A 24,541-nucleotide genomic window follows, 5' to 3' on the forward strand; every position below is an offset into this window, starting at 1 on the left:
ATGTTGTTGTTCTTGGGATGAGGCACTGCCAGGTCCGCAGAAATGAAAAAAGACGGCCAGTATAGACTGGCCACCTCATTTTGCGTCAAACCGGAACCTTCAAACAATCACGGGCAGCTGAACGCGACCCTGAACGGAATCGACGTGGTCGCGCCCGTCGGCGTGGTGACGGTCACGTCGAAAGTCCCGACGCTGCTGGCGACGCAAGGTTCGGGCGCGGTGCTGCGGATAGTAAAGCGGTGGGTCGAGCCCTGGGGCCCCATGACGTTATTGCCGGTGTGATCATCCTTGCCGCTCGTATTGTGCGGCTGGATGTTCGGCACGGTTGCCGGGACCACGCCAACCACGGTGGCGTTAGCCAGACCGGTCACCTGAACCGTCGAGCCAGCCGGCAGCGGATTCAGATTCAGGTCGTTCAGCTGCAGCGTGAAGACGAGCGGATCGGCCGACGGGACCGGGCCAATTTCCACCGTCCGGTTCGGCAGCGGCGTAGTCGCGCCGTTCATGAAGATGTTGTCGGCGTAGCTGCCGCTAAAGAAGATCGCAGTCTTGGCGAACTGCGTGTTGACACCGTCAGTGGTGCTGGCGCAGATCGTCGCCAGGCCCGGGCGGGTGCTGTCGGGAGTGGCGCCGGCGCCCGTGTTGCATGGGGTGGCCGGGGTATTCGGCAATGCGACGCGTGGGTTCTGGGTGCGGAAATTCACCGAGCAGCCGCCGTTGACGGTGGTGCAGCCGCCCTTGTCCGCGGAACCGATTGCGCCGAGATTGGTCTGGAACACGATCGGCGTGCCGTCCGCGACCGGGTTGCCCGACTGGTCGGCCAGCAGGATGCTGACCACGCTGGCCGGCGTGGTCGTGCCGCTGTCGATGCGCCAGCCTTCGACGTTGGTCACGGTGGTGCTCAGCGACATCGCACGCTGCACCGGCAGGCCGGTGGTCACGACGATGGAGTCGGACAGGGTGGAGATGTCCGGACGGCCGCCGCTGGCCGTATTCGGCAGGGTAGCCTGGACGCGGAAAGTGGTCGGGGTGCTGAGCGAATTGACCGTCGTGATGATTTCGCCGTTCTGGTCCGTGGTGTCCTCTTTCTTGTTGAGCTCGACCGCATTCGCCGGAAGCACCGAGAACACGACGCGCTGGCCCACCAGCGGGCGGTCGAAGATATCGAACACGCGGTAGCGCAGGGTCGCGGTCTCGGTGCGGTTGATGCCGCCCTGGCCACGAATCACGATCGATTTTTCCAGCGGCGAGGCCGACACGAACTGCACTGATGCCGCCTGCGGCGCTGCGATCTTGAGCGTGACGCTCTTGGAGCCGGTGACGCCATCGGCCGATGCGGTGATGGTGTCGTCGTTGCCGCAGCCCATGTCCCGGTAGACGACCTTGGCCAAGCCATTGTTGGTCGGGGCGCTCACCGCCAGTGTGGCCTTGCCGGCGATGGCACAGGCCGAGCTGAAGCGCACATTGACCGATTGGGCCGTGTACAGCGCGCCGTTGGCCAGCACATTCACCGACACCTCGGTCGAGTCGTAAGCCGCGATGCTCGTCTTCGTCAGGCTCAGGTCACTGAGCGTGAGCGCGGTGGCGCCGACCGAATAATTGCTTTCGCTGGTCACCGTGGCGCCGCCAACGACAGTCGTCGCCGTTACCTTGCCCGCGCCGTTGGCCGACAGGCTGGCGGCGCGCAGCGTCACGGTGGCAACGCCGGTGGCGTCGGTCAGGCTGGTGCCGGCCGTCGGCGAGAACACCGCCAGCTGGGGATCGGTGGCAAACGAGACCAGCGCATTCGCCACCGGTTGCCCGGCCTGGTCGCGCACCAGCGCGCGTACCGTCAGCGGCGTGGCGCCGCTCAGCGAATTGCTGGCCTGGCCGCCCGCGTTGACGAAGCTGACAGCGACCGTTGGCGTGGCCGGTACCGCCGGGGTCGTCGGGCTGCCGCCCGTACCACCCGAGCCGCTGCCGCTGCCGCCCGTCGTGCCCGGGTTGCCGCCGCCGCCGCCGCAGGCCGACAGCGCTGCCGCCAGCAGCAGCGCCAGGCTGCCGCGTACGTAGTTGTTTTTCTCTTTCATGTGACGCTCGTTGTTTTGATTATTGATGGGGTTTGCGGTTCAGCGTCCCGCCGCCGCGTCGGTCACGATCTTCGGCGTGATGAACACCAGCAGTTCGGTCTTGGTGCTTTCGCGGCCGGTCGTCTTGAACAGGTAGCCGAGCACCGGCACGTCGCCCAGCAGCGGGACCTTGCTTTCGTTGTTGCGTTCGGTCTGCTGGTAGATACCGCCCAGCACCACCGTGCCGCCGTTCTCGACCATGACCTTGGTCTTCACGTGCTGCGTATTGATCGCCGGGCCGGCGCGGGTTTCCTCGCCCTTCGAATCCTTGTTGACGTCGACGTCGAGCACGACGTTGCCGTCCGGGGTGATCTGCGGCGTCACTTCGAGGCGCAGGTTGGCTTTCTTGAAGGTGATCGAGGTCGCGCCGCTGCTGGTGGCGACCTGGAACGGCAGCTCGACGCCCTGCTCGATCACGGCGACCTGCTTGTCTTCGGTGACCACGCGCGGGCTCGAGATGATCTTGCCCTTGCCGTCTGCTTCCAGCGCCGACAGCTCCAGGTTCAGGAAGCGGTTGTCGGCCGACGAGAACAGCGAAAAGGCGATGCTCGACGGATTGATGCCGTTGATTCCCGCCGCCGGCAGGTTCACCATCGTGGTGTTGGTATAAGCGTCGCCCTTGTCCGGCGTCTGCAGGGTGTCCTGGCCGACGCCGGTCAGGTTGCCGCCGATAGCGATCCGGTTATTGCCGCCAATTCCATAACCCTGGTTGCCACCGCGCAGGGCGCGCATGTCGTTGAAACCCAGCTTGGCGCCGAGGTTGCGCGAGAAGCCGTCGTTCGCTTCCACCAGGCGCGCCTCGATCAGCACCTGCTTGGAGGCGACGTCGGTCTTCTGGATCAGCTTGCGGATGTCCTCGATCTTGGAGGCGATGTCGGTCACGAACAGCTGGTTGGTGCGCGGGTCGATGATGGCGCTGCCGCGCTTGGACAGCACGCGGTTCCGGTTGCTGGTGTCGGCGGAAGCACCGCCGTCCGGATCCAGGCCGAACACGGTGCGGAAGGCCTCGACCTTCTGGTAGTTCAGCTGGAAGATCTCGGAGCGCAGCGGCTCGAGGTCGGCGATCTGGGCGCGCTGCTCGAGCTCGAGCTTTTCCTTGGTCAGCAGTTCCTCGCGCGGCGCGATCCACAGCACGTTGCCGTTCTTGCGCATGTCCAGGCCCTTGGCCTGCAGGACCACGTCGAGTGCATGGTCCCAGGGCACGTCGCGCAGGCGCAAAGTCAGGTTGCCGGTGACGGAATCGCTGGTGATGATGTTCAGGCCCGAGATGTCGGCAATCGCCTGCAGCGCGGCGCGCACTTCGACGTTCTGGAAGTTGAAGGACAGCTTCTCGCCGCGGTAGCCGCTAGCGTTGCCGCCCGGTCGGTTCGGGTCTTCCTTGACCGGACGCACGTCGACGATCAGCTGGGTGTCGCTCTGGTATACCGACTGTTCCCATGCTCCTTGGGCGTCGATGGTCATGCGCACGTTCTCGCCCTGGGCCGCGGTGGTGATGCGCGACACCGGCGTGCCGAAGTCGGTCACGTCGAGGCGGCGGCGCAGCGTCTCCGGCAGGCCGGTGCGCAGGAAGTCGACGATCACCTGGTTGCCGGCCTGGCGCACGTCGACGCCGACCTGGCCGTTCGGCAGGTCGACCACGACACGGCCTTCGCCGTTGCTGCCGCGGCGGAAGTCGAGGTCGCGCAGCAGTTGCTTTGCGCCAGCGGCGACGGGCGCGCTCGACGCGACCGGCATGCCCGAAGCATTCACGGCCTGGGCCACGCCGCCCGAGCCTTCGACGGTGACGATCACCGACTTGCCGTCGACGGCGGTGGCATAGTTCAGCGCACGCGCCATGTTCAGCACCAGGCGGGTGCGCGCGCCGGCCTGCACCACGTTCAGGCTGCGCACGTCGCCGAGGTTGATGTCCTGCGACGTCTTGCCGGTTGCGTTGCTGGTGGCGCCGAAGTCCAGCGCGATGCGCGCAGGATTGGTGATCGAGAAACCGATCGGCGCCTTGGCCGGCGCTTCGCGCATGGCGATGTTCAGGACCACGTTGCCCCCCTGCTGGTTGGCCGTGATCGATTCGATGGCATTCGCGGGCAACTGAGCCTGGGCCGCGGCGGCGCCCGCGGCAAGCGTCATCAGGACAGCAGCGCCGCAGCGCGCCAGCCAGGCCGGCACAGTGATGCGGAAGGTGCGAATGGTTTGCGTGTTCATGCCTGGGCTCATTTCCCGGTCTCCTTGCTTTCCGCCAGCTCGATCGTCGCCTTGCGCTCGACCCAGTCGCCGGTGGCGTCCTGCACTGTTTCCCTGATGTCGATCGCGCCTTCGCTGATGCGCGTGACCAACCCGTGATTCTGTCCGATGCGCTCGCCCGCCTTGACCCGATAGATCTGCGCGTCGATCTGCACCAGCGCGTAGCTGGCGCCGCCCTTCTGCAGGGTGCCGACCATGCGCATGACGTCGAGCGGGTAATGCTCGAGCACCTCGCGCGGCCGGGTTTCGTCCGGCTGCAGCGGATTGGTGCTGGTCGCCGCAATCCGCGCTATCTCACCCAGCAGCTTGGCCTCGCTGAAGGGCTCGACCGCTTCGCCCGGGTTGTAGGCGTAGGGGACGAATTCCTTCGGTTCCGGCAGCGGCTTCACCGCCGGCACGGTCTCGCGCTCGACCTGCTTCATCCAGTCGCGCACTTCCTGCACGTCGCCGTCGCCGCAGCCTGCAAGCAGGGCTGCCGTGCCGAACGCGCAGACGATCTGCATCAGCTTGCGCGTCATTTCGCCGCTCCTTGCTTGACCTTCTTGTTCTTGCGCGCCTTCTTCTGCGCGCCGATCTCGTCGGCGTCGAGGTAGCGGAAGGTCTTGGCCACCGCTTCCAGCTGCAGAGCGCCGTCGCGCGTCGTCAGGATCATGTTGTTGAGCGTGACGATGCGCGGCAGGTGGGCCATGTCGGCGGCGAAGGCGCCGACATCGTTGTACTTGCCGCTCACCTTGATGTCGATCGGCAGTTCGGCGTAGTAGTCGCGGATCACTTCCTGGCCCGGCTTGAACAGCTCGAACTGCAGGCCGCGGCCGACGCCGGCCTGGTTGATGTCGGACAGCAGGTCCGCCATTTCCGACTTGCTCGGCAGTTGCTTCTCGAGGCGGGCCACGTACTGGTCGACCTGGGCCTTCTGGGCCTGCAAGGCGTCGAGGTTGATGGCCTGGGCCATCTTGATCTTGTATTCGTCGCGCAGGCTGGCTTCCTGGGCGGCGAGCCTTTCCTGCTCCTGGAACTGGTCGCTCCAGTAGAAGAAATAGCCGAGGCCAATGACGGCCGCCATCACACCGGCCGCGCACAGCAGGCGCGGGGCCAGCGGCCATTGCCCGGGCTGGCGGCCCTGCAGGTCCTGGAACTGCGCGGCGAGCTCGGCGCCGAGATTCTTGATGTCGATGTTCATGGTGTGCCCGCCGCCTTCGCAAGCTGTTGTGTGGCGCCGGCCGCCGGCTTCGCTTCCGCATCCTGTTCGCGCAGGCGCTTGATTCCGACGTCCATCTGGAACTCGACGACCTTGCGGCCCGTCTTGCTCTTGTCCAGCGCAGCGACTTTCACTTCGGTCAGGTTCGGACGCTCCAGCCAGGGCGAGGCGCCGGACACGTTGCGCAGCAGTTCGGCGACCCGTTCCTGCGACTGGGCGTAACCGTTCAGCGTCACCTTCTGGCCAACCTGGCGGAAGGACTTCAGGTACACGCCTTCCGGCGTACGGCGAACCAGTTCGTCGAGCACGTAGACCGGCTGGTTGCGGTCGCTCTGCAGGTCCTCGACCGCCTGCTGGCGCGCCTTCAGGGCTTCGATTTCTTCCTTCAGGGTCTTGATCTGGCCGATCTTCTTGTCCAGCTCCGCGCTGGCCTGCTTGAGCACCAGGTTGCGTTCGTTCTGGACCGAGATGCGGCTGGCGTTCCAGGCGCCGACCAGCAGCACCACGGCGGCGCCGGCGACGCCGCCCGCCGCCAGCATCGCCACGAACGCCGCCTGCTTCTGCTTGCGCCTGGCCTCGCGGTGGGGTAACAGGTTAATGCGGATCATCAGCCGAACCTCCGCAGGGCCAGGCCGCAGGCGACCAGGTAGGCCGCGCCTTCCTGGCGCAGCTGCTGTTCGCGCACCAGCGGACCGTAAGACATGCCTTCGAAAGGCGCTACGATGCTGCTCGGGATGCGGGTGCGGCTGCCGATCAGTTCGAGCAGGCCGGGCAGCGCAGCGCAGCCGCCGGCCAGGTAGAGCTGGTCGATCCGGGTATAGGGCGTGGACGTGAAGAAGAACTGGATCGCGCGCGTGACTTCCAGCGCGGCGCTTTCCAGGAAAGGCGCGAGCAGGTCGGCGCGGTAGTTCTCGGGCAGGTCGTTGGCGCGCTTGCGGGTTTCCGCTTCCTCGTACGACAAACCGTAGGCGCGCACGACATCCTGGGTGAGCTGGTGGCCGCCGAAGGGCTGCTCGCGCTCGTAGATGGTGTCGCCATCCTGCAGCACCGACACATGGGTGGCCTGGGAGCCGATCTGGAACAGGGCGACGATCTGCCCCGGCTTGGCGCCGGCAACACGGTCCAGCGCGGCGCGCGCGGCGTAGGACTCGATGTCCATCACGGTGGCAAGCAGGCCTGCTGCTTCTGCGATCGCGACGCGATCTTCGACCTTCTCGCGGCGTGCGGCAGCCAGCATGACTTCCATGTCTTCGTGCGAGTTCGGCGCCTGGCCGATCACGTCGAAGTCGAGGCTCACCTCGTCCAGCGCAAAGGGGATGTACTGGCTGGCCTCCGACTCCACCTGCACTTCCAGCTGGTCTTCCGACATGCCGGCCGGCAGGATGATCTTCTTGGTGATGACCGCAGCCGGCGGCATGCCCAGCGCAACGTTCCTGGCCCGGGTGCCGCTTTTCTTCCAGACGCGGCGCACCGCCTCGGCCACCTGGTCGATATTGTCGATGTTGCCGTCCACGACCGCGCCACGCGGCAACGGTTCGGCGGCATAGCGCGCCAGGCGCAGTTCACCCTTGCCGGCGTCTTCCAGCTCGACCAGGCGGACGCCCGACGTGCTGATATCGAGCCCGGCCAGCGGCGGAATCGATTTCCCGAACAAGGAACCTAGATTGATCACGAGCGTACTCCTCGACTGCCCTTCCTGCGTGACGCAGGACTTGTATTGAACGCCCGCTGGGGGGTATGTCCTGTTGACTCAATGAGTTGGTGCATATTTATGAGGCACCGCGTTAGATCGTACTTAAAAGGATGCACCCAGACAAGATATTTCTATGAGGGAACACATCAATCCGGCGCGTGCGCGCCACACTCTGGCGCAGAGTGTTATCACCCCTGCCACGACCGTTTCCGGCTTGCCATTGTTCCGCTTGCTTAGGCTTAAGTTCTGACTCAGCAGTCCGTGTGTCAGCTCCGAAAGCCCTGACTTATAATGGGACGGTTCAAGGGAGTAAAAACCAGCATGAAAGAGAAACAATCGCCCAAATCGGGCTCCTCGAAGTACAGCCCCAAGCGCCTGATCCTGATGGCCTTCGGGGCCCTCACCGGCCTGGCCGCCATCGGCGTGCTGGTGCTCGTGTTCGCGCTTGCGATGGCCTACCCGAACCTGCCCGCGCTCGACACCATCACCGACTACCGGCCCAAGATGCCGCTGCGGATCTTCACCGCCGATAACGTCCTGATCGGCGAATTCGGCGAGGAGCGCCGCACCCTGGTGCGTTTCAAGGACATCCCGGACGTCATGAAGAAGGCGGTGCTGTCGATCGAGGACGACCGCTTCTACGAGCACAGCGGCATCGACTACTGGGGCATCCTGCGCGCGGTGTTCCGCAACGCCACCAGCAGCACCCGCCAGGGCGCCTCGACCATCACCCAGCAGGTGGCGCGCAACTTCTTCCTGTCGTCCGAGCAGACCTTCAAGCGCAAGGCCTACGAGGCGATGCTGGCCTGGAAGATCGAGAAGAACCTCTCCAAGGACCAGATCCTCGAGCTCTACATGAACCAGATCTACCTGGGCCAGCGCGCCTTCGGCTTCCAGTCGGCGGCCCAGATCTACTTCGGCAAGGACCTGCGCGACATCAGCGTGGCCGAAGCCGCGATGCTGGCCGGCCTGCCGAAGGCGCCATCTGCGTATAACCCGGTGGTCAACCCGACCCGCGCCAAGACCCGCCAGCAGTACATCCTGCAGCGCATGCGCGATCTCGGCTACATCACCGAAGCCCAGTACGCGCAGGCCAAGAACGAGCGGCTCACGATCAAGACCGACAGCACCGCCTTCGGCGTGCACGCCGAGTACGTGGCCGAAATGGCGCGCCAGCTGGTCTACGAGCAGTTCAAGGAAGACACCTACACCCGCGGCCTGAACGTGTTCACCACCATCACCAAGGCCGACCAGGACGCGGCCTACCTGGCGGTGCGCCGCGGCGTGATGGAATACGAGCGCCGCCACCCCTACCGCGGCCCGGAATCGTATATCGACATCCCCAGCAGCAAGGGCGAGGCCGAGGAAGCCATCGAGGCCGAGCTGGCCGAGCATCCGGACAGCGACAACATCGTCGCCGCCATCGTGCTGAAGGCCTCGCCGACCGAGGTGACCGCCACCATCGCCTCGGGCGAGACCATCAAGATGACCGGCCCGGGCCTGTCCTTCGCCAGGGCCTGGCTGTCGGAGAAGGCGGCGCCGAACCGCCGCCTGCGCCGCGGCGCGGTAATCCGCGTGATGCAGGACGACGAGTCGAAATGGGTCATCACCCAGATGCCGGAAGTGGAATCGGCCTTCGTTGCGACCAGCACCGAGGACGGCGCGATCCGCGCGCTGGTGGGCGGCTTCGACTTCAACCGCAACAAGTTCAACCACGTCACGCAGGCCTGGCGCCAGCCGGGCTCCTCGTTCAAGCCCTTCATCTATTCGGCCTCGCTCGAGCGCGGCCTGTCGCCGGCGACCATCGTCAACGATGCCCCGATCAGTTTTGACGCCGGCCAGACCGGCGGCCAGGCCTGGGTGCCGAAGAACTACGACAACCGCTACGAAGGCCCGATCACCATGCGGCGCGGCCTGACGCAGTCGAAGAACATGGTCTCGATCCGCATCCTGAACAAGATCGGCGCGCGCTACGGCCAGGAGTTCGCGACCCGCTTCGGCTTCGACGCCGAGCGCAACCCGGCCTACCTGACGCTGGCCCTGGGCGCCGGCTCGACCACGCCGCTGCAGATGGCCGGCGCCTACGCCGTGTTCGCCAACGGCGGCTACCGCATCAGCCCCTACATCATCTCGAAGGTGACCGACAGCGACGGCAAGGTGCTGTCCGAAGCGCGTCCGGAGCGCGCCGGCGTCGAGGCCAACCGCGTGATCGATGCGCGCAACGCCTTCCTGGTCGACAGCATGCTCAAGGACGTGGTGCGCTACGGTACCGCGACCAAGGCCATGGCGCTCAAGCGCACCGACCTCGCCGGCAAGACCGGCACCACCAACGATTCGGTCGACGCCTGGTTTGCCGGCTACAACCCGAAGCTGGTGGGCGTGGCCTGGATCGGCTACGACCAGCCGAAGAACCTCGGCAACCGCGAGACCGGCGGCGGCCTGGCCCTGCCGATCTGGATCAACTACATGGGCAAGGCCTTGAAAGGCGAGGAAAACGTCGAGCGCGACGTGCCGCCAGGGCTGATCCTGGCCAACGGCGAGTACTACTATGCCGAGATGCCGCCGGGCACCGGTGTCGCGACGCTGGACGTCGGCCCGCCGCCGGCACCGGCCGAGCAGAAGCAGCGCGACGCGGTCAGGAACGAGTTGTTCTGATTTTTGACCGAATGGTAAAAAAAATGGCGACCCGCGGGTCGCCATTTTTACGTCTGCCGCAAGGAAATCATCCCATCGAAACGGGCGCCCCACCCTGCTCCGTCACGTACTGCGACAGCGAGGCGAACAGCTCGGTATCGTCGCGGGTATTGCGCCACTGGTCGCCGACGCGCTTGTAGTGGTAGCCGCCCGAGCGCGCCGCCACCCACATTTCCTGCAGCGGCGCCTGGCTGTTGATGATGATCTTCGACGCGTTGTCCAGGAATTCGACTTCCAGCACGTTGCCGCTGCGCTTGCACTCGACGTCGACCACGTCGTCGTCGTTCAGCTTGTCGAGGCAGGCCTCGATGCGGTCAAGGGTGCTTTCGGCCAGCGCCAAAAATTCGGATTCGGTCATGCTACACTCCAAAGTTCGCTAATCAAACCCCCATTCTAATCGTGAACTCCACCATCGCACGTCTTTCCGGTGCCGGCCTGGTGGCCGTGCTCCTCGCCGGCTGCGGCCAGACGGGTCCGCTCTACATGCCGAACCCGCCGGCCAAGCCCTCCGCAGCCAGCGTTGCCGAGGCCAATGCGCAGCCAGCCCAGCCAGTTCCGTCGAATAACGCCTCCACCCCGGCCCCAACCAAGTAAGCTTATCCATGTCGCACTTCCAGTACCAGAACGGCGTCCTGCACGCCGACAGCGTCGCCCTGCCCGCCATCGCCGAACAATTCGGCACGCCGACCTATGTCTATTCGAAGTCGGCGCTGCTGGAAAACTTCCGCGCCTATTCCGATGCCTGCAAGGGCCGTGACGCACTGGTGTGCTACGCGATGAAGGCCAACTCGAACCTGGCCATCCTCGACCTCCTGAACCGCGAAGGCGCCGGCTTCGACATCGTCTCGGGCGGCGAGCTGCTGCGCGTGATCGCCGCCGGCGGCGACCCGGGCAAGACCATCTTCTCGGGCGTCGGCAAGACCGTTGAGGAAATGCAGCTGGCGCTGGAAAAAGGCATCCTGTGCTTCAACGTCGAATCCATCCCGGAACTGCACCGCCTCAACGAGGTGGCCGGCAGCATGGGCAAGCGCGCGCCGGTGTCGCTGCGCGTGAACCCGAACGTGGACGCCAAGACCCACCCCTACATTGCCACCGGCCTGAAGGCCAACAAGTTCGGCGTGGCCTTCGACGATGCCCTGGACACCTACCGTACCGCGGCCTCGCTGCCGAACCTGGACGTGGTCGGCATCGACTGCCACATCGGCTCGCAGCTGCTGGACGACGCCCCGCTGCTGGAAGCGCTGGACAAGCTGATCGAGCTGATCGACACCCTGGCCGGTGAAGGCATCGTGCTGCACCACCTCGACATCGGCGGCGGCCTGGGCGTGAACTACGGCGCCGAAGGCGACAAGCCGCCGGTGCCGGTGGGCGACTACCTGGGCCGCCTGTTCGCCCGCATCGACGCCTGGCGCGCCGAGAAATACGATGGCAAGCCGGTCAAGGTGATCTTCGAGCCGGGCCGCTCGATCGTGGCCGATACCGGCGTGCTGCTGACCAAGATCGAATACCTCAAGCCGGGCGTGGAAAAGAACTTCGCCATCGTCGACGCGGCCATGAACGACCTGATGCGTCCGACCCTGTACCAGGCCTGGATGGGCGTGCAGCCGGTCAGCCCGCGCGAAGGCGCCAAGCTGACCTATGACGTGGTGGGTCCGGTGTGCGAATCGGGCGACTGGCTGGCGCGCGAGCGCGATCTCGCCGTCGAGCCGGGCGACCTGCTGGCGATCATGACCGCCGGCGCCTACGGCATGACCATGGCCTCGAACTACAACACCCGCGGCCGCGCAGCCGAGGTGATCGTCGACGGCGACCAGGTGCACGTGATCCGCCAGCGCGAGAATCCGGCCGATCTGTTCGCCCTTGAGTCAATGTTGAAGTAATTCGTAGGGTGGACGGCTCTGCCGTCCGCGCGTTCAACTCACGGCCGCGCTGTGGTAACGCATAATCTAGCTGGACGCGCGGACGGCGAAGCCGTCCACCCTACGTTACTGCGGCTTTCTGCGTTTTCTTCGCCGCGCTCCAGTACACGCGCAATCCCAGCAGCGCCGCCACGATCACACCAAAAATGATCGGCTCCTGGAAGTCGTTCTTCCCCGCCTTCATCCACCAGAAATGCAGGATGCCCAGCGGCGCCACCACGTAGATCAGGCGGTGCAGCCACTGCCAGCGCTTGCCGCCCAGCCGCCTGATCATCGCATTGGTGCTGGTCGCCGCCAGCGGAATCAGCAGCACGAAGGCGATGAAGCCCACCGTGATGAAGGGCCGTTTCACGACGTCCTTGAGCATCCCTGCGACGTCGAAGAAGTGATCGAACCAGAAGAAGCAGGTGAAGTGCAGCAGCGCGTAGAAGAAGGCGAACAGCCCCAGCATGCGCCGCAGCCGCACTACCCAGTTCCAGCCCGTGAAGCGGCGCAGCGGGGTCACGGCCAGCGTGATGCACAGGAAGTACAGGGTCCAGTCGCCGGTGCCGCGCGTGAGGAATTCGAGCGGCTCGACCGGCACGCCCTGGAATACCAGCCAGGCCATGCGCAGAAAAGGCAGCAGCGCCAGCACGAACACCACCGCCTTGATCGTGCCGACCTGCTTGTTGGACGGAGTGAACGCCATCAGTAGAACTTCTTCAGGTCCATGCCGCTGTACAGCGAGGCGACCTGGTCATAGCCGTTGAACATCAGGGTCTTGCGCTTGCGCTGGAAGAAACCGTCCTCGCCGATGCGGCGCTCGGTGGCCTGCGACCAGCGCGGGTGGTCCACGTTCGGGTTCACGTTCGAATAAAAACCGTATTCGCTCGGCGCCGAATCGTTCCAGGCGGTGCGCGGCTGGCGGCTCACCAGGCGGATCCGGACGATCGACTTGGCCGACTTGAAGCCGTACTTCCAGGGCACGATCAGGCGCACCGGCGCGCCGTTCTGGTTCGGCAGCACCTGGCCGTACATGCCCACGGTGAGCAGCGTGAGCGGATGCATGGCCTCGTCCATGCGCAGGCCTTCCACATAGGGCCAGTCGAGCACGCCGCTGCGCAGGCCCGGCATCTGCTTGCGGTCGGCCAGGGTGGTGAACTCGACGTACTTGGCATTGGCCGTCGGCTCGACCTGCTTGAGCAGGTTCGACAGCGAATAGCCGACCCAGGGAATCACCATCGACCAGCCCTCGACGCAGCGCAGGCGGTAGACGCGCTCTTCCAGCGGCGCCAGCTTGAGGATGCGGTCGATGTCGAGCGTGACCGGCTTTTTCACCTCGCCCTCGATCGTCACCGTCCACGGCCGGGTGCGCAGGCTGTGCGCGTTCTCGACCGGGTCACCCTTGTCGGTGCCGAATTCGTAGAAGTTGTTGTACGAGCTGGCGTCCTTGAACGAGGTCTGCTGTTCCTGCGTCGACAGGGCCGCGTTGCGGGTGGCGGCGAGCTTCACGCCTTGTGCGAAGGCCTCGCGGTTGGCCATCTCCCAGATACCGCTGCCCACGGCTGCCGTGGCGGCGATACGGGCGATGAACTGGCGCCGGCCTTCGTAGACTTCGCGCGGCGTGATCTCGGACGGATACGGGAGGTCGATCCCGTTCGGACTGCGTTTGAAAAGCATGGCTGACTCCGCTACAGAGAGAGACTTCAGGTTACACCAGACGGCTTGGGCGCACGTTAGCGCCGGCTGCCGTCCGGCAAGGATGGGGCCCGGCACGCTGGACAAAAGCGCGTCAGGCCCCGCCCGGCGCCCTACCCGGTGGGAAAGGCGAGGATGAAACGGGTGTCGGGACCGTTCGACTGCACGATCGCTTTGCCGCCGTGCAGGTTCAAGATGGCGCTGACGATGGACAGGCCCAGTCCCGTCGAGCCTTCCGCATCGCTGCGGGCGCTGTCGGCGCGGTAGAAGCGGTCGAACAAATGGTCCAGGTGCTCGCGTGGAATCGCCGCGCCCACGTTGCTCACGCTCAGCTCCAGCATGCCGGGGCGCGGTTCGGCATGCAGCGTGATGGTGCTGCCCGCCTCCGCATGGCGCACCGCGTTCGAGACCAGGTTGGCCAGTGCCCGCCGCACCAGCGCCGGATCGGCGGCGAAGCGCCCTTCCCCGCTGCAGCGCAGGCGCAGGCCGCGTTCCTCGGCCATGCCTTCGAAGAAATCCGCCACCCGCTCCAGTTCGTCCAGCGCCACCAGCGGTTGGCGCGCCAGTACCACTTCGTCCTGGCCGGCGCGGGCGAGGAACAGCATGCTCTCGATCATGCGCGCCAGGCGCTCAAGCTCCTCGATGTTCGAGGCCAGCAGGGTTTCGTATTCTTCGCGGCTGCGGCCCTGCCCGAGCGCGACCTGGCTTTGCCCGATCATGTTCGTCACCGGCGTCCTGAACTCGTGCGCCAGGTCGGCCGAGAAGCCGGACAGGCGCGCATAGCCGTCCTGCAGGCGTTGCAGCATGGCGTTGAAAGCATCGATCAGCGGCCGCAGCTCGGACGGCGCGGCGCCGATGTCGAGGCGTTGCGCCAGCGTGCCCGGCTTGATGAGCGCCGCATGCTCGGCGACCGTGCGCAGGGGACGCAGGCCGCGGCGCAGCATCAGGGCCGCCAGCGCGGCAGCCAGCAGGGCGCCGACCGCGCAGGCGGCCAGGATACGGGCGCGGTAGCGCGCGAACATGGCGGTGCGTTCGGCATAGGCGCGCGCCACCACCACCGTCACCCCGTTCGCGCCCAGGCGGGCGCTGCCCGCGACCACCCGGCCGGGCGTGCCGTCCTGCGCCGTCCAGGCGGCGATGGCGTCCCGGCCCGGCGCCGGCCCGGCCTCCGGCGGCACGGGATAGCGTTCGCCACGCGGGTTGATGTCGGCCAGCACCGCGCCGCTCGGCGCGACGATGCGCACCAGCGAGTTCTCCTGGCCGCTCATGGTGTCGCGGAAAAAATCGGGCTGTGCCGCCAGCAGTTCGGCCGCACCCGGACGGCCGAGCACGACCTGCACCTGGCGCAGCTTGCCCAGCAATTGCAGGTCGTCGCGGCGCGCGATCTCGGCCACGAAGGCGCGGTACAGGTAGATGCCCAGGCCCGCCGCGGTAAGCGCGACGATCAGCACGAAGGCGAGCGTCACGCGCAGGGTCAGGGAATCGCGCCAGGAGGGTTTCATGCCGGGGCCTGCGCCTCGCAGACGTAGCCCATGCCGCGCCGGGTATGGATCAGTTTCTGCGTGAAGGGGTCGTCGATCTTGCGCCGCAGGCGGCGCACGGCGGCATCGATGACGTTGGTATCGCTGTCGAAATTCATGTCCCAGACCTGGGACGCGATCAGGGCGCGCGACAGCACCTGGCCCTGGCGCCGCGCCAGCAGGTGCAGCAGCGCGAACTCCTGGGCCGTGAGCGCGATGGTCTCGGCGCCGCGCCGCACGCGGCGGCGCAGCACGTCGATCTCGAGGTCGGCGATGCGGATCAGTTCTTCCTCGCGCACCGGTCCGCGCCGCAGCAGGGTGCGGATGCGCGCCACCAGCTCGACAAACGCGAAAGGCTTGACCAGGTAGTCGTCGGCGCCCAGTTCCAGCCCGCGCACGCGGTCTTCGACCTCGTCGCGCGCCGTCAGGAACAGCACCGGGATCTGTTCGGTAGCCGGGTCGGCGCGCAGGGCGGCGAGCACCTGCCAGCCATCCATGCGCGGCAGCATCACGTCCAGCACCACCAGCTCGATCTCTTCCTCGCGGGCGATGGCCAGGCCGTCGCGGCCATTGCGCGCGAGCCGCACCGCGAAGCCCGACTCGGCCAGGCCGCGCTGGAGGTAATCGCCGGTCTTCGGCTCGTCTTCGATCACAAGGATGCTCATGACCGCATTCTATGCCGAAGGGATGCGTCCAAACATGACGAAACTGTCATCTGGCGGTCAGCCTGGCGTCGCCGGGCGCATGACAAGATGGCGGCCATCCCATGTCGAAGGAAGACCATGTCCAGAAATCTCATCATGCTTCTCGCTGCGCTGGCCGCAGCGCCGGCCGGCGCACAGCTGCGCCAGCAGCCGGCACTCGGCCTGGAAGCGGCCAAGCGCCTGGCGGAGCGCGCCATCCAGTCCTGCCGCAGTGAAGGCCGCGCGATCGTCGTGGCCGTGGTCGACCAGGGCGGCAACCTTGTGACCCTGCAGCGCGACGACGGCGTCGGCCCGCACAACACCGAGGCCAGCCGGCGCAAGGCCTATACCGCGCTGTCGACGCGCAAGCCGACGCTGCTGCTGGCGCGCGACGCGCAGGCCACTCCTGACACGCGCAACCTGGCCACCCTGCCCGAACTCCTGCTGCTCGGCGGGGGCGTACCGCTGCTGGCGCAGAAGCAGGTCGTCGGCGCCATCGGCGTGGCCGGTGGCGGCGGGCCGCAGAACGACCATGCCTGCGCGGAGCGCGCCATCGGCGCCGTGCCCGAGCTCGACCAACCCATCCCTTGACTATTTTTGCCTTAACTTAGGAGAACGCCATGCAAACCATCCACCGACTCGCCCTTGCCAGCCTGCTGGGCTTCGCCAGCCTCGCGGCAAGCGCCGCACAGAATCCGCTCAGCGTGCACGTGCTCGACCTGCAGAGCGGCCAACCCACCGCAGGCATCGAGGTTACGCTGGAACAGCGCGCAGGCAGCGGGTGGCGCGAACTGGCGCGCGGCATCACCAACGCGCAGGGACGCATCCCTGCCCTGTATCCGGAAGACACGCCGATGAAGCCGGCCGACTACCGCATCGTGTTCAAGACCGGCGAACACTACAAGCGCAAGGGACAGGCCAGCTTCTTCCCGCAGATTCCGGTCGAGTTCACCGTGAATGCGCCGGCCCAGCACTACCATGTGCCCCTGCTGCTGAGCCCCTTCGGCTACTCGACCTACCGGGGCAACTAAGGATTACAGCTCGCCGTAGGAGTGCAGCCCCGACAGGAACATGTTCACGCCCAGGAAGGCGAAGGTCGTGACCAGCAGGCCCACCACCGACCACCAGGCCGCCACGCGGCCGCGCAGGCCCGACATGAGGCGCATGTGCAGCCAGGCCGCGTAGTTGAGCCAGACGATCAGGGCCCAGGTTTCCTTCGGGTCCCAGGACCAGTAGCCGCCCCAGGCTTCGGCCGCCCACAGGGCGCCGAGGATGGTGGCGACGGTGAAGAAGGCGAAGCCAACCGAGATCGACTTGTACATCACGTCGTCCAGCACCGCCAAGGAGGGCAGGCGGTCTTCCAGGATGCCGTGCGATTTCAGCAGGTAGGCGCAGCCGACCATCGCGGCCAGCGCGAAGGTGCCGTAGCCGATGAAGTTGGCCGGCACGTGGATCTTCATCCACCAGCTCTGCAGGGCCGGCACCAGCGGCTGGATCTGGGCAGCGTCGCGCGACACCGTGTACCACAGCAGGAAGGCCACCGCGGCCGCAATGATCAGGAGCACGAAGGGGCCGAGCTGGCGGGTGGCATAGCGTTGTTCATAGTAGAGGTAGAACAGCGCGGTGATGATGGCGAACAGGATGAACACTTCATACAGGTTCGACACCGGGATGTGGCCGACGTCGGGGCCCATCAGGTAGGACTCGTACCAGCGCACCATCATGCCGACCGATCCGAGCACCACACCGGCCCAGCACAGCTTGCTGCCGACCGAGCCGCCGAACTCCGAACGGCTGACCAGGCCGATCCAGTAGAACACGGTCGAGAACACGAACAGCGCGCTCATCCACAGGATGGCGGACTGGCTCGACAGCATGTATTTCAGGAAGAATTTCTGGTTCGCCGCATCGATGGCGCCGCCGTACATGGAAATCGCCCACAGCGACAGCAGCGCCACCAGCGGCAGCAGCCAGCGCATCGGCTTCCAGTACCAGCCCAGCAGCGCGAAGGTGGGCGCGGTGAGCACCAGGATCACCTGCTCGTAGATGTCCATATGGTGGGCGTAGCGGTTCAGCGCGAACAGCGCTCCTGCCAGCAGGGCGGCGCCGTACAGCCAGTCGATCGCGTTCAGGCTGCGGAAGAAGCCCGGTTGCTGGACATAGGCCCCAGCTTTGCCGGTTTGGGCTTGCGACAGTTCCATCTTGGTCTCCTTGCCGCGGCTTCAGGCCGGCTGCGGCAGTTTTACTTTCAAATCGTCGAATTCGCGCTCGAAGTCGAGCGTCTTGCGCTGGGTGCTCATGGCCATCAGCGCATGGGCGCCATGCTCGGTATCGCGGACCCACACCCACATGCGCCGTTCACGAATATAAAACATTGCGAACACGCCCGCCACCAGCAACAGGCAGCCGAGGTAGACGATGTTCTTGCCCGGCGAACGGGTCAGCTGCAGCACCGAGGCCTTCACTTCGGTGAACTCTTCCAGCTGCAGGTAGACCGGGGCGCCGTAGAACACGCTGTCCGACAGCGCATTGGTGGCCAGCTGCAGGAAGCGGCCGTTGGCCTCGCTCGCCTCGACGGCCGGCAGGCCGGCGCGCGCATTGGCGGCCTGCCACAGCTCCCACAGGGCCCCGTTGAGCATCTTCATGAAGATGTTGGCCGCCTTTTCCTGCTCGGCCTGGGGAATCTTTTCCAGGAACTGCGACACGCCGATGAAGCCGCCGCGTCCCCCGCTCTCGCCGGCGAAGATGGCCAGCGTACGCGCAGCGGACTCTTCCAGCTGGCCGCTCAGGCCCGCCTGCTGTTCGGGCGCCAGCGCACGCGCCGCGTAGCGCCGGGCCGCATCCTGCCGCAGCGAGGCGTCGGCCAGCGCCGCGCGCAGGCGCATCCAGGTGCGCACGCTGTACTCGGCATCCGCCGGAATGCGCAGGAAGCTGAAGTTTTCCTGCGGATTGTTGCGCACGCCGGCCAGGTAGACCTGGGCGCCGTCGAGCGTGAGCGGCTGCATGTAGTTCATGAACTCGCGCGCCTGGCCGGTCTTGTCGCGCAGCTTGTACTGCACGCTCGGGCCGACGTTCTTCAGGTCCTTGGCATGGTCGCTCCTGGCCGCCGAGCCGGATGCCTTGCCGAGCGTCGCGCTGAGCTGCTCGTTGAACGAGGTGTTCTTCGCCACCGCGCGCGCATCCTGGTTGGCCGCGATGTTCTCGACGTTGAAGGGACGGAAGCCCGACCATTCCACCGACCAGGTCTCGTTGCCCTGCTTGAGCTCGGTACTTGATCCGACCGTGCCTTCGATCTGGAAGGCCTTGTCGGCCGTGCCGCTCATCGGGAAGCCGGTGAGCTTGAGCTTGCTGCCGCCGTCGTCGAAGCTCGACTGGTAGACGGCGATGCCCTTGTAGATCAGCGGGTGGTTGACCCTGATCGAGGCCGGGAAGGTCTTGCCGGTTTCATGGTCGCGCACCGTGACGTCGCTGGCGAACAGCTTGGGCATGCCGGTCGAGTAGAAATCGATGTGGAATTTTTCCAGCTTGATCGAGAACGGCAGTTCCTGCACCAGCACGCCGGAAGCCTGCGGCAGCAGGGCCGTATCGCTGGTCTGGCCTTCGGCGATCAGGGTATTGCCGCGGAAGGTCGGGTTCGAGATGCCGAGGCGGTGCTGGGCCGGGATGTCGGCGATCACGCCGCTGCCGCCGAACGGCGTCTTGCCGAAGAACCACTGCTGGAACTTGACCGGCAGTTCCGAGTCGAGCATGCCGCCCAGCAGGATCACGATGATGGCGGTGTGCGCGAAGATGTAGCCGAACTTGTTGCCGGCGCCCTTCTTGGCCGCCACCAGCGTGCCGCCGTCCTTGTCGACCAGCTTGACCGCGTAGCCGGCGTGGCGCAGGCGTTCGGCGGTCTGGGCGGCAAGCAGGGTGCCGGTCACCGGCGCGGTCCATTCGGCCTTGTGGTGGAAGTTGCGCAGCGATTCCTCGCGCACGTGCTCGCGCCAGCTGCGCATGTCGCGCACCATCTTCGGCGCATTGCGCACCACGCACAAGGCGGTGGAAACGATCAGGAAGACCAGGATCAGCAGGAACCACCAGCTCGTGTACACGTTGTACAGGCCGAGTTTGGCAAACACCTCGAACCAGAACGGACCGAACTGGTTCACGTAGTTCGGCATCGGCTCGGCCTGCTTGAGGACGGTGCCGATGACCGAAGCGATGGCGACGATCGTGAGCAGGCTGATGGCGAAGCGCATCGACGACACCAGCTCGACCGCTTCGGCGAACCCGCGGCGGCGGGTGTTCAGTTCAATTCCGGTGGTACTCATGTTCTATCTTCTACAGCGCCCAGGAAACGGGGCAAACCTGCCGAGCATACAGCAAAAAGGGCAGCCAGCTCAGCGCCGCCGCCCCTTCTTTTTCATATCGTGGCGCTGCTTACTTCAGGCCCGCGATATAGTCGGACACCGCCTTCATTTCTTCCGGCGACATGCGCTGTGCCAGCGTGGTCATCTGGACACTGTTCTTGCGGGTGCCGGTCTTGAAGGCGTCCAGCTGGGCATAGGTGTAATCCTGGTGCTGGCCCGACAGGCGCGGGTACTGGGCCGGGATGCCGCTGCCGGTGGCGCCGTGGCAGCTGGCGCAGGCGGCGACGCCCTTCTCGGCGATGCCGCCGCGGTAGATCTTGCGGCCCAGCTCGACGGTGTCCTTGTTCTTGGCGGCGCCCGGCTTGGCCTTCTGGGTGGCGAGGTAGGCGGCGATGTTGCGCTTCTCGTCCTCGGTCAGCATCTTCGAGTACGGCGTCATGATCGGATTCTGGCGGTTCGGCGTGGTGAAATCGACCAGCTGCTTGTGGGTATAGGCATCGATCTGGCCGGCCAGCTTGGGGTTGGCAACGATGGTCGAGTTGCCGGCGGCGCCGTGGCAGGACATGCAGGCCGGCAGGCCGCGCGCGGCATCGCCCGCATCGTAGAGGGTTCCGCCCTTGGCCGGGTCGGCCTTGGCGACGGCGGTTTGCGGCGCCGCGGAGGCACTACCGCACAGGACCAGGCTTGCAACCAACAAGGACTTCAAAAGCGGAAACGTCAAACGATTCATACAAGCACCCTGAAAAAGTCAAAAACAGATTTTGGAATTTACAGTGAAACAGTGCAGCGGCCTTACTGGCGCTCCCCGGGGGTGGAGCATGGTTCAACCCCTTATTGTACAATAGCTTTGTTTCCCTATCGCCATTTCGTTGTCATTTAAACCTTCCCCTTATGTCCAAACTTTGGCAGGCCCGGTTCTTTACGACCGTTAACCAGTTGCGCGACCTTCCCGGCACCCACGTGCCCGAAATCGCCTTCGCCGGGCGCTCGAACGCGGGCAAATCCACGGCGATCAACATCCTCACCAACCAGAAGGGCCTGGCGTTCGCCTCGAAGACCCCTGGCCGCACCCAGCACATCAATTACTTCTCGATCGGCGGCGCCCACGTGGCCCAGCACCGCAAGGACCCGACCATCGTCGAAGAGATCCGCGCCCTGCTGGTCGACCTGCCGGGCTACGGCTATGCCGAAGTGTCGGGCACGGCCAAGCTGCACTGGCAGAAGCTGCTGGGCGACTACGTCCAGCGCCGCGAGCAATTGGCCGCGCTGGTCCTCATCATGGACTCGCGCCGCCCCTTCACCGACCTCGACGTGCAGATGCTGGAATGGTTCGCCCCGACCGGCAAGCCGATCCACTGCATCCTGACCAAGGCCGACAAGCTCAACCAGAACGAGAAGACCAACGTCCTGCGCCAGGCGCAGAAGATCCTCGACAGCTACGTCGACGAGGACGGCGAAGGCTTCCCCTTCACGGTGCAGCTGTTCTCGGCGCTCAAGCGCATCGGCATCGAGGAGGCGGACGCCAAGATCCTCGAGCTGCTGGGACTCGATCGCGACGACGCGGCCGCGGACGACGCTGACGAAGATTCGGATTCGGAATAATCCCGGGCTCACCGGGACAACATTGGAACTGACATGACCATCATCACTCCCGCCACGTATCCTGCTGCCCGCATGCGCCGCATGCGCCGCGACCCGTTCTCGCGCGCCCTGATGCGCGAAAACGTCGTCACCGCCTCCGACCTGATCTACCCGGTCTTCATCCTCGACGGCGAGAACCAGCGCCAGCAGGTGGCCTCGATGCCGGGCGTGGAGCGGGTGTCGGTGGACCTGCTGCTCGGGGTGGCCGAGGAATGCGTGGCGCTGGGCATCCCGATGCTGGCGCTGTTCCCGGTGGTCGATGCCTCGCTCAAGACCTATGACGGCGTCGAGGCGACCAATCCGGAAGGCCTGGTGCCGCGCGCCGTGCGCGAGCTGAAGCGCCGCTTCCCGGAACTGGGCATCATGACCGACGTCGCCCTCGATCCCTACACCACCCACGGCCAGGACGGCCTGCCGGACGAGAACGGCTACATCGTCAACGAGAAGACCATCGAGATGCTGATTCGCCAGTCGCTGGCGCAGGCCGAGGCCGGCGTGGACGTGGTGGCGCCCTCGGACATGATGGACGGCCGCATCGGTGCGATCCGCAAGGCCCTCGAAGAGAACGGACACATCCACACCCGCATCATGGCCTACTCGGCCAAGTATGCATCAAGCTTCTACGGCCCGTTCCGCGATGCGGTCGGATCAAGCGCCAACCTGGGCAAGGCGGACAAGAACACCTACCAGATGGATCCGGGCAACAGCGACGAGGCGCTGCGCGAAGTGGCGCTCGACCTGGCCGAAGGCGCCGACATGGTGATGGTCAAGCCGGGCATGCCCTACCTCGACGTGGTGCGCCGCGTGAAGGACGAGTTCAAGGTGCCGACCTTTGCCTACCAGGTCAGCGGCGAGTACGCGATGCTGAAGGCGGCGGCCCAGAACGGCTGGCTGGACCATGACAAGGTCATGATGGAGTCGATGATGGCCTTCAAGCGCGCCGGCGCCGACGGCGTGCTGACCTATTTCGCGCTGGACGTGGCGCGCAAGCTGAAGGCACAAGGCTGAGCACCAGCTTGTCACGAAAAAAACCGCGCCGAGTGTGAACCGGGCGCGGTTTTTTATTGGCTTGCCGCCCCTGCCCGGTCAGTAGGCCTCGATGCTCACCGCCACCAGCTCCACCGCGTCGCCATGCACCTTGTCGTGGTGCTGATGGTCGTGCCCCTGCTCGTGGCAATCCGGCCCGCACATCGGCACGACGCGCAGCCGGATCTTGCCGTCCGCCGGCGGCAACTGGCGCAGCTTCTCGCTCAGCGGCAGGCTGTAGGTCAGCGCACCATGGGCGCCGCGGTGGCCGAACATCATAATGGTGGCCAGGTAATGCGGGCTGGAAGCATCCACGTGCGACAGGTCGTCCGGTCCATTCAGGATCACCATGAAGGCGTCGTGCGACATCTGCGGGAAGTTCAGGGTGACGTTCGCCACCAGCACCTGCCCGCCCGTCCGCGCCGCCTCGACCGTCGCACCGGGCAGGTGCGCCACCGCGCTGGCCGGGGTGGCTTCGGACACCTCGCGCCGCTGCACGCTTCCGACGACGCGGGCGCGCCTGCCATTCTGGCTTGCGACGGCGTACCTGGGAATCAGATCCTCTCCGGAGCCGGGCTCGTAGTCGTAGCCGAACGGCGTCATCCAGGCATAGTCCCCGGCCCGGGTCTGGCTCACGGGCTGGCCCTTGGCATTGACGAAGAACAGCAGCGGATCGCGCGCCCAGCGGTAGTAGTCGCTGGCCCGTTCCGCCGCGGATTTCTGCTCGTCCGGCAGGTCAGTGCGTAGCTCGTAGCCGGCCGGCAGGAAAGGCAGGCCGAGCTGCATCTGCTTGCGCGTCCACACGTCCCACAGGCGATCCATGTTGCTATGGTGCAGGAAGAAAATCGGGTCGACCGGCGACAGCATGTCGGTCATGAAACCGCGCGCCTCGACGAAATTGCAGTCGCGCGAACCGACGCAGCGATGGATCGAATTGTGCGGGCGGGCTTCCAGGATGCCGAAGCCGGCGCTGGTGTGGTGGTTCGACGTCTTGGCGCTGCCGAAGGCGATGAAGTCGGGCGCCGCCAGCGCCGCCCGGATGGTGGCGGGCGAGACCGCATCCGCCGTGGCCAGCGAGAAGCCCGGCTGCTCGCGCCGGATGCCGCGCGCGCCCGGCTGGTCGAAGAACATGCCGCCGCGCGGGTCCGTCACCATGTCGAACAGCAGGTCCGGCTCGAACCGGATGCGGCGCGACAGCAGCTGGCCGAGCTGGCTGCGCCCGTCGAAACCGCTGCCGGGCAGCGACCAGTAGCCGGCGCCCGCGATCACGCCCGTGATCAGGCGCTCGAAATCCTGGCGGCCGGCCAGATAGGCCGGGTGGTTGGGATCGAGCACGTCGTCGAACATGTCGTCGGGTACCTGCTGGTCGACGGTCCAGTCCCAGTACGGCAGGGCGAAGTACGGGTCGCCGCTCAGCTCGCGGCAAATCTGTTCGAACCAGCCGAGGTAGGCGCGGTGCTAGGGCAGGAACCACCAGTTGCCGTGCGGGCAGTCCATCGTGTGGACGATGGCCTGGCGATACCAGTTGCGCGGGTCCTCGGGCGGCAGCGCCAGCATCGCGCGCACGGCCTTGGCATAGCTCTTGAGCATGCGCTTGCCATGCTTGCCGGTCGCGTTGTAGCGGCGGTAGCGACGCTGCTTGTCGTCTGCCAGGGCCATGCCGAACGGCATCATGCCGGCGCAAAGGCCGAGACCGGCCGTCTTCACGACTGCGCGGCGCGACTGCTTGAAATCCTCGTGGTGCTTGTCGGTCATAAGTGCTCTCCGTTGATGTGAAGAACAATGCCTGGAC

General features: G+C 65.8%; 22 protein-coding genes and 1 pseudogene. 7 read left to right on the forward strand and 16 right to left on the reverse strand.

Annotated elements, in window-relative coordinates; genetic code table 11:
* Nucleotides 1-107: 107 nt before the first annotated feature.
* Genes YWC_RS0121300 through YWC_RS0121325 form a run of 6 tightly spaced genes read right to left on the reverse strand, consistent with a single transcriptional unit; the run spans nt 108 to nt 7,216 of the window.
* A complete protein-coding gene (locus YWC_RS0121300; protein WP_027867215.1) occupies nt 108-2,069 on the reverse strand; it encodes an Ig-like domain-containing protein in 1,962 nt (653 codons plus the stop codon).
* Nucleotides 2,070-2,108: 39 nt separating this feature from the next.
* Nucleotides 2,109-4,307 (reverse strand): type IV pilus secretin PilQ, encoded by a 2,199-nt coding sequence (locus YWC_RS0121305; protein ID WP_036215375.1) that lies wholly within the window; start codon nt 4,305-4,307, stop codon nt 2,109-2,111.
* An 8-nt stretch (nt 4,308-4,315) separates the two neighbouring features.
* The gene (locus tag YWC_RS0121310) at nt 4,316-4,864 is read right to left on the reverse strand and encodes a pilus assembly protein PilP (protein ID WP_084416520.1); all 549 of its coding nucleotides are present in this window, start codon (nt 4,862-4,864) and stop codon (nt 4,316-4,318) included.
* The gene (locus YWC_RS0121315) at nt 4,861-5,526 is read right to left on the reverse strand and encodes a type IV pilus inner membrane component PilO (RefSeq protein ID WP_027867218.1); all 666 of its coding nucleotides are present in this window, start codon (nt 5,524-5,526) and stop codon (nt 4,861-4,863) included. Before YWC_RS0121315 ends, YWC_RS0121310 begins: the two co-directional genes overlap by 4 nt.
* Nucleotides 5,523-6,152, reverse strand: a complete 630-nt coding sequence (locus tag YWC_RS30230; RefSeq protein ID WP_036215347.1) for a PilN domain-containing protein — start codon at nt 6,150-6,152, stop codon at nt 5,523-5,525. The genes YWC_RS0121315 and YWC_RS30230 overlap by 4 nt, the downstream gene beginning before the upstream one ends.
* A complete protein-coding gene (locus tag YWC_RS0121325) occupies nt 6,152-7,216 on the reverse strand; it encodes a pilus assembly protein PilM (protein ID WP_027867219.1) in 1,065 nt (354 codons plus the stop codon). The genes YWC_RS30230 and YWC_RS0121325 overlap by 1 nt, the downstream gene beginning before the upstream one ends.
* A 342-nt stretch (nt 7,217-7,558) precedes the next feature.
* On the opposite strand from YWC_RS0121325, the gene YWC_RS0121330 reads away from it, so the two are divergent.
* On the forward strand, nt 7,559-9,892 hold the full coding sequence (locus YWC_RS0121330; RefSeq protein WP_027867220.1) for a penicillin-binding protein 1A: 2,334 nt from the start codon (nt 7,559-7,561) through the stop codon (nt 9,890-9,892).
* Nucleotides 9,893-9,959: 67 nt separating this feature from the next.
* On the opposite strand, the gene cyaY is transcribed toward YWC_RS0121330, so the two are convergent.
* Nucleotides 9,960-10,289 carry an iron donor protein CyaY gene (cyaY, locus tag YWC_RS0121335; protein WP_027867221.1) on the reverse strand — a complete coding sequence of 110 codons (330 nt, stop codon included), beginning with the start codon at nt 10,287-10,289 and terminating at the stop codon, nt 9,960-9,962.
* Nucleotides 10,290-10,330: 41 nt separating this feature from the next.
* On the opposite strand from cyaY, the gene lptM reads away from it, so the two are divergent.
* Both lptM and lysA read left to right on the forward strand, forming a co-directional pair.
* Entirely contained in the window at nt 10,331-10,525 is a 195-nt protein-coding gene (lptM, locus tag YWC_RS30235) for an LPS translocon maturation chaperone LptM (RefSeq protein ID WP_036215351.1), read from the forward strand.
* 8 nt (nt 10,526-10,533) lie between these two features.
* A complete protein-coding gene (lysA, locus tag YWC_RS0121340) occupies nt 10,534-11,811 on the forward strand; it encodes a diaminopimelate decarboxylase (protein ID WP_027867222.1) in 1,278 nt (425 codons plus the stop codon).
* Between the two features lie 100 nt (nt 11,812-11,911).
* Here the strand turns inward: lysA and msrQ are convergent, their stop codons facing one another.
* The 4 genes from msrQ to YWC_RS0121360 all read right to left on the reverse strand — a co-directional run bounded on the left by msrQ (nt 11,912) and on the right by YWC_RS0121360 (nt 15,712).
* A complete protein-coding gene (gene msrQ, locus YWC_RS0121345; protein WP_036215354.1) occupies nt 11,912-12,538 on the reverse strand; it encodes a protein-methionine-sulfoxide reductase heme-binding subunit MsrQ in 627 nt (208 codons plus the stop codon).
* Nucleotides 12,538-13,509, reverse strand: a complete 972-nt coding sequence (gene msrP, locus YWC_RS0121350; RefSeq protein WP_027867224.1) for a protein-methionine-sulfoxide reductase catalytic subunit MsrP — start codon at nt 13,507-13,509, stop codon at nt 12,538-12,540. Before msrP ends, msrQ begins: the two co-directional genes overlap by 1 nt.
* A 131-nt stretch (nt 13,510-13,640) precedes the next feature.
* Nucleotides 13,641-15,029, reverse strand: coding sequence for a heavy metal sensor histidine kinase (locus YWC_RS0121355; protein ID WP_027867225.1), 1,389 nt, complete (start codon nt 15,027-15,029; stop codon nt 13,641-13,643).
* Entirely contained in the window at nt 15,026-15,712 is a 687-nt protein-coding gene (locus tag YWC_RS0121360) for a heavy metal response regulator transcription factor (protein ID WP_027867226.1), read from the reverse strand. The genes YWC_RS0121355 and YWC_RS0121360 overlap by 4 nt, the downstream gene beginning before the upstream one ends.
* 117 nt (nt 15,713-15,829) lie before the next feature.
* Between YWC_RS0121360 and YWC_RS0121365 the strand changes: the two genes are divergently transcribed.
* Both YWC_RS0121365 and uraH read left to right on the forward strand, forming a co-directional pair.
* Entirely contained in the window at nt 15,830-16,321 is a 492-nt protein-coding gene (locus YWC_RS0121365; RefSeq protein ID WP_027867227.1) for a GlcG/HbpS family heme-binding protein, read from the forward strand.
* 29 nt (nt 16,322-16,350) lie between these two features.
* Nucleotides 16,351-16,761: a hydroxyisourate hydrolase gene (gene uraH, locus YWC_RS0121370; protein WP_027867228.1), complete on the forward strand. Its 411-nt coding sequence runs from the start codon at nt 16,351-16,353 to the stop codon at nt 16,759-16,761.
* A gap of 3 nt (nt 16,762-16,764) precedes the next feature.
* Here uraH and ccsB read toward each other — a convergent pair whose 3' ends face one another.
* From ccsB to YWC_RS0121385, 3 genes are all read right to left on the reverse strand, one after another.
* Entirely contained in the window at nt 16,765-17,931 is a 1,167-nt protein-coding gene (gene ccsB, locus YWC_RS0121375) for a c-type cytochrome biogenesis protein CcsB (RefSeq protein WP_027867229.1), read from the reverse strand.
* 21 nt (nt 17,932-17,952) lie between these two features.
* Complete coding sequence (locus YWC_RS0121380) at nt 17,953-20,043, reverse strand: cytochrome c biogenesis protein ResB (protein ID WP_027867230.1); 2,091 nt, start codon at nt 20,041-20,043, stop codon at nt 17,953-17,955.
* Between the two features lie 109 nt (nt 20,044-20,152).
* Entirely contained in the window at nt 20,153-20,812 is a 660-nt protein-coding gene (locus YWC_RS0121385) for a c-type cytochrome (RefSeq protein WP_027867231.1), read from the reverse strand.
* Nucleotides 20,813-20,973: 161 nt separating this feature from the next.
* On the opposite strand from YWC_RS0121385, the gene yihA reads away from it, so the two are divergent.
* Both yihA and hemB read left to right on the forward strand, forming a co-directional pair.
* The gene (gene yihA, locus YWC_RS0121390; protein ID WP_027867232.1) at nt 20,974-21,684 is read left to right on the forward strand and encodes a ribosome biogenesis GTP-binding protein YihA/YsxC; all 711 of its coding nucleotides are present in this window, start codon (nt 20,974-20,976) and stop codon (nt 21,682-21,684) included.
* Nucleotides 21,685-21,717: 33 nt separating this feature from the next.
* Nucleotides 21,718-22,731 (forward strand): porphobilinogen synthase, encoded by a 1,014-nt coding sequence (gene hemB, locus YWC_RS0121395; protein WP_027867233.1) that lies wholly within the window; start codon nt 21,718-21,720, stop codon nt 22,729-22,731.
* Between the two features lie 78 nt (nt 22,732-22,809).
* Here the strand turns inward: hemB and YWC_RS30240 are convergent.
* Nucleotides 22,810-24,195 (reverse strand): annotated as a pseudogene (locus YWC_RS30240) (tyrosinase family protein); the annotation flags it as partial.
* Between the two features lie 12 nt (nt 24,196-24,207).
* The gene (locus tag YWC_RS31750) at nt 24,208-24,504 is read right to left on the reverse strand and encodes a hypothetical protein (protein WP_051306637.1); all 297 of its coding nucleotides are present in this window, start codon (nt 24,502-24,504) and stop codon (nt 24,208-24,210) included.
* Nucleotides 24,505-24,541 lie beyond the last annotated feature (37 nt).

This window comes from Massilia alkalitolerans DSM 17462, assembly GCF_000427785.1.
In the GTDB taxonomy this organism is placed as follows: Bacteria; Pseudomonadota; Gammaproteobacteria; order Burkholderiales; family Burkholderiaceae_D; genus Telluria; species Telluria alkalitolerans.

What these genes read in the sequence shown, in the direction of transcription:
- YWC_RS0121300 (WP_027867215.1), bottom strand. Translation starts at nt 2,069, where the DNA reads ATGAAAGAGAAAAACAACTACGTACGCGGCAGCCTGGCGCTGCTGCTG.
- YWC_RS0121305 (WP_036215375.1), bottom strand. Translation starts at nt 4,307, where the DNA reads ATGAACACGCAAACCATTCGCACCTTCCGCATCACTGTGCCGGCCTGG.
- YWC_RS0121310 (WP_084416520.1), bottom strand. Translation starts at nt 4,864, where the DNA reads ATGACGCGCAAGCTGATGCAGATCGTCTGCGCGTTCGGCACGGCAGCC.
- YWC_RS0121315 (WP_027867218.1), bottom strand. Translation starts at nt 5,526, where the DNA reads ATGAACATCGACATCAAGAATCTCGGCGCCGAGCTCGCCGCGCAGTTC.
- YWC_RS30230 (WP_036215347.1), bottom strand. Translation starts at nt 6,152, where the DNA reads ATGATCCGCATTAACCTGTTACCCCACCGCGAGGCCAGGCGCAAGCAG.
- YWC_RS0121330 (WP_027867220.1), top strand. Translation starts at nt 7,559, where the DNA reads ATGAAAGAGAAACAATCGCCCAAATCGGGCTCCTCGAAGTACAGCCCC.
- cyaY (WP_027867221.1), bottom strand. Translation starts at nt 10,289, where the DNA reads ATGACCGAATCCGAATTTTTGGCGCTGGCCGAAAGCACCCTTGACCGC.
- lysA (WP_027867222.1), top strand. Translation starts at nt 10,534, where the DNA reads ATGTCGCACTTCCAGTACCAGAACGGCGTCCTGCACGCCGACAGCGTC.
- msrQ (WP_036215354.1), bottom strand. Translation starts at nt 12,538, where the DNA reads ATGGCGTTCACTCCGTCCAACAAGCAGGTCGGCACGATCAAGGCGGTG.
- msrP (WP_027867224.1), bottom strand. Translation starts at nt 13,509, where the DNA reads ATGCTTTTCAAACGCAGTCCGAACGGGATCGACCTCCCGTATCCGTCC.
- YWC_RS0121355 (WP_027867225.1), bottom strand. Translation starts at nt 15,029, where the DNA reads ATGAAACCCTCCTGGCGCGATTCCCTGACCCTGCGCGTGACGCTCGCC.
- YWC_RS0121360 (WP_027867226.1), bottom strand. Translation starts at nt 15,712, where the DNA reads ATGAGCATCCTTGTGATCGAAGACGAGCCGAAGACCGGCGATTACCTC.
- YWC_RS0121365 (WP_027867227.1), top strand. Translation starts at nt 15,830, where the DNA reads ATGTCCAGAAATCTCATCATGCTTCTCGCTGCGCTGGCCGCAGCGCCG.
- uraH (WP_027867228.1), top strand. Translation starts at nt 16,351, where the DNA reads ATGCAAACCATCCACCGACTCGCCCTTGCCAGCCTGCTGGGCTTCGCC.
- ccsB (WP_027867229.1), bottom strand. Translation starts at nt 17,931, where the DNA reads ATGGAACTGTCGCAAGCCCAAACCGGCAAAGCTGGGGCCTATGTCCAG.
- YWC_RS0121380 (WP_027867230.1), bottom strand. Translation starts at nt 20,043, where the DNA reads ATGAGTACCACCGGAATTGAACTGAACACCCGCCGCCGCGGGTTCGCC.
- YWC_RS0121385 (WP_027867231.1), bottom strand. Translation starts at nt 20,812, where the DNA reads ATGAATCGTTTGACGTTTCCGCTTTTGAAGTCCTTGTTGGTTGCAAGC.
- yihA (WP_027867232.1), top strand. Translation starts at nt 20,974, where the DNA reads ATGTCCAAACTTTGGCAGGCCCGGTTCTTTACGACCGTTAACCAGTTG.
- hemB (WP_027867233.1), top strand. Translation starts at nt 21,718, where the DNA reads ATGACCATCATCACTCCCGCCACGTATCCTGCTGCCCGCATGCGCCGC.
- YWC_RS31750 (WP_051306637.1), bottom strand. Translation starts at nt 24,504, where the DNA reads ATGACCGACAAGCACCACGAGGATTTCAAGCAGTCGCGCCGCGCAGTC.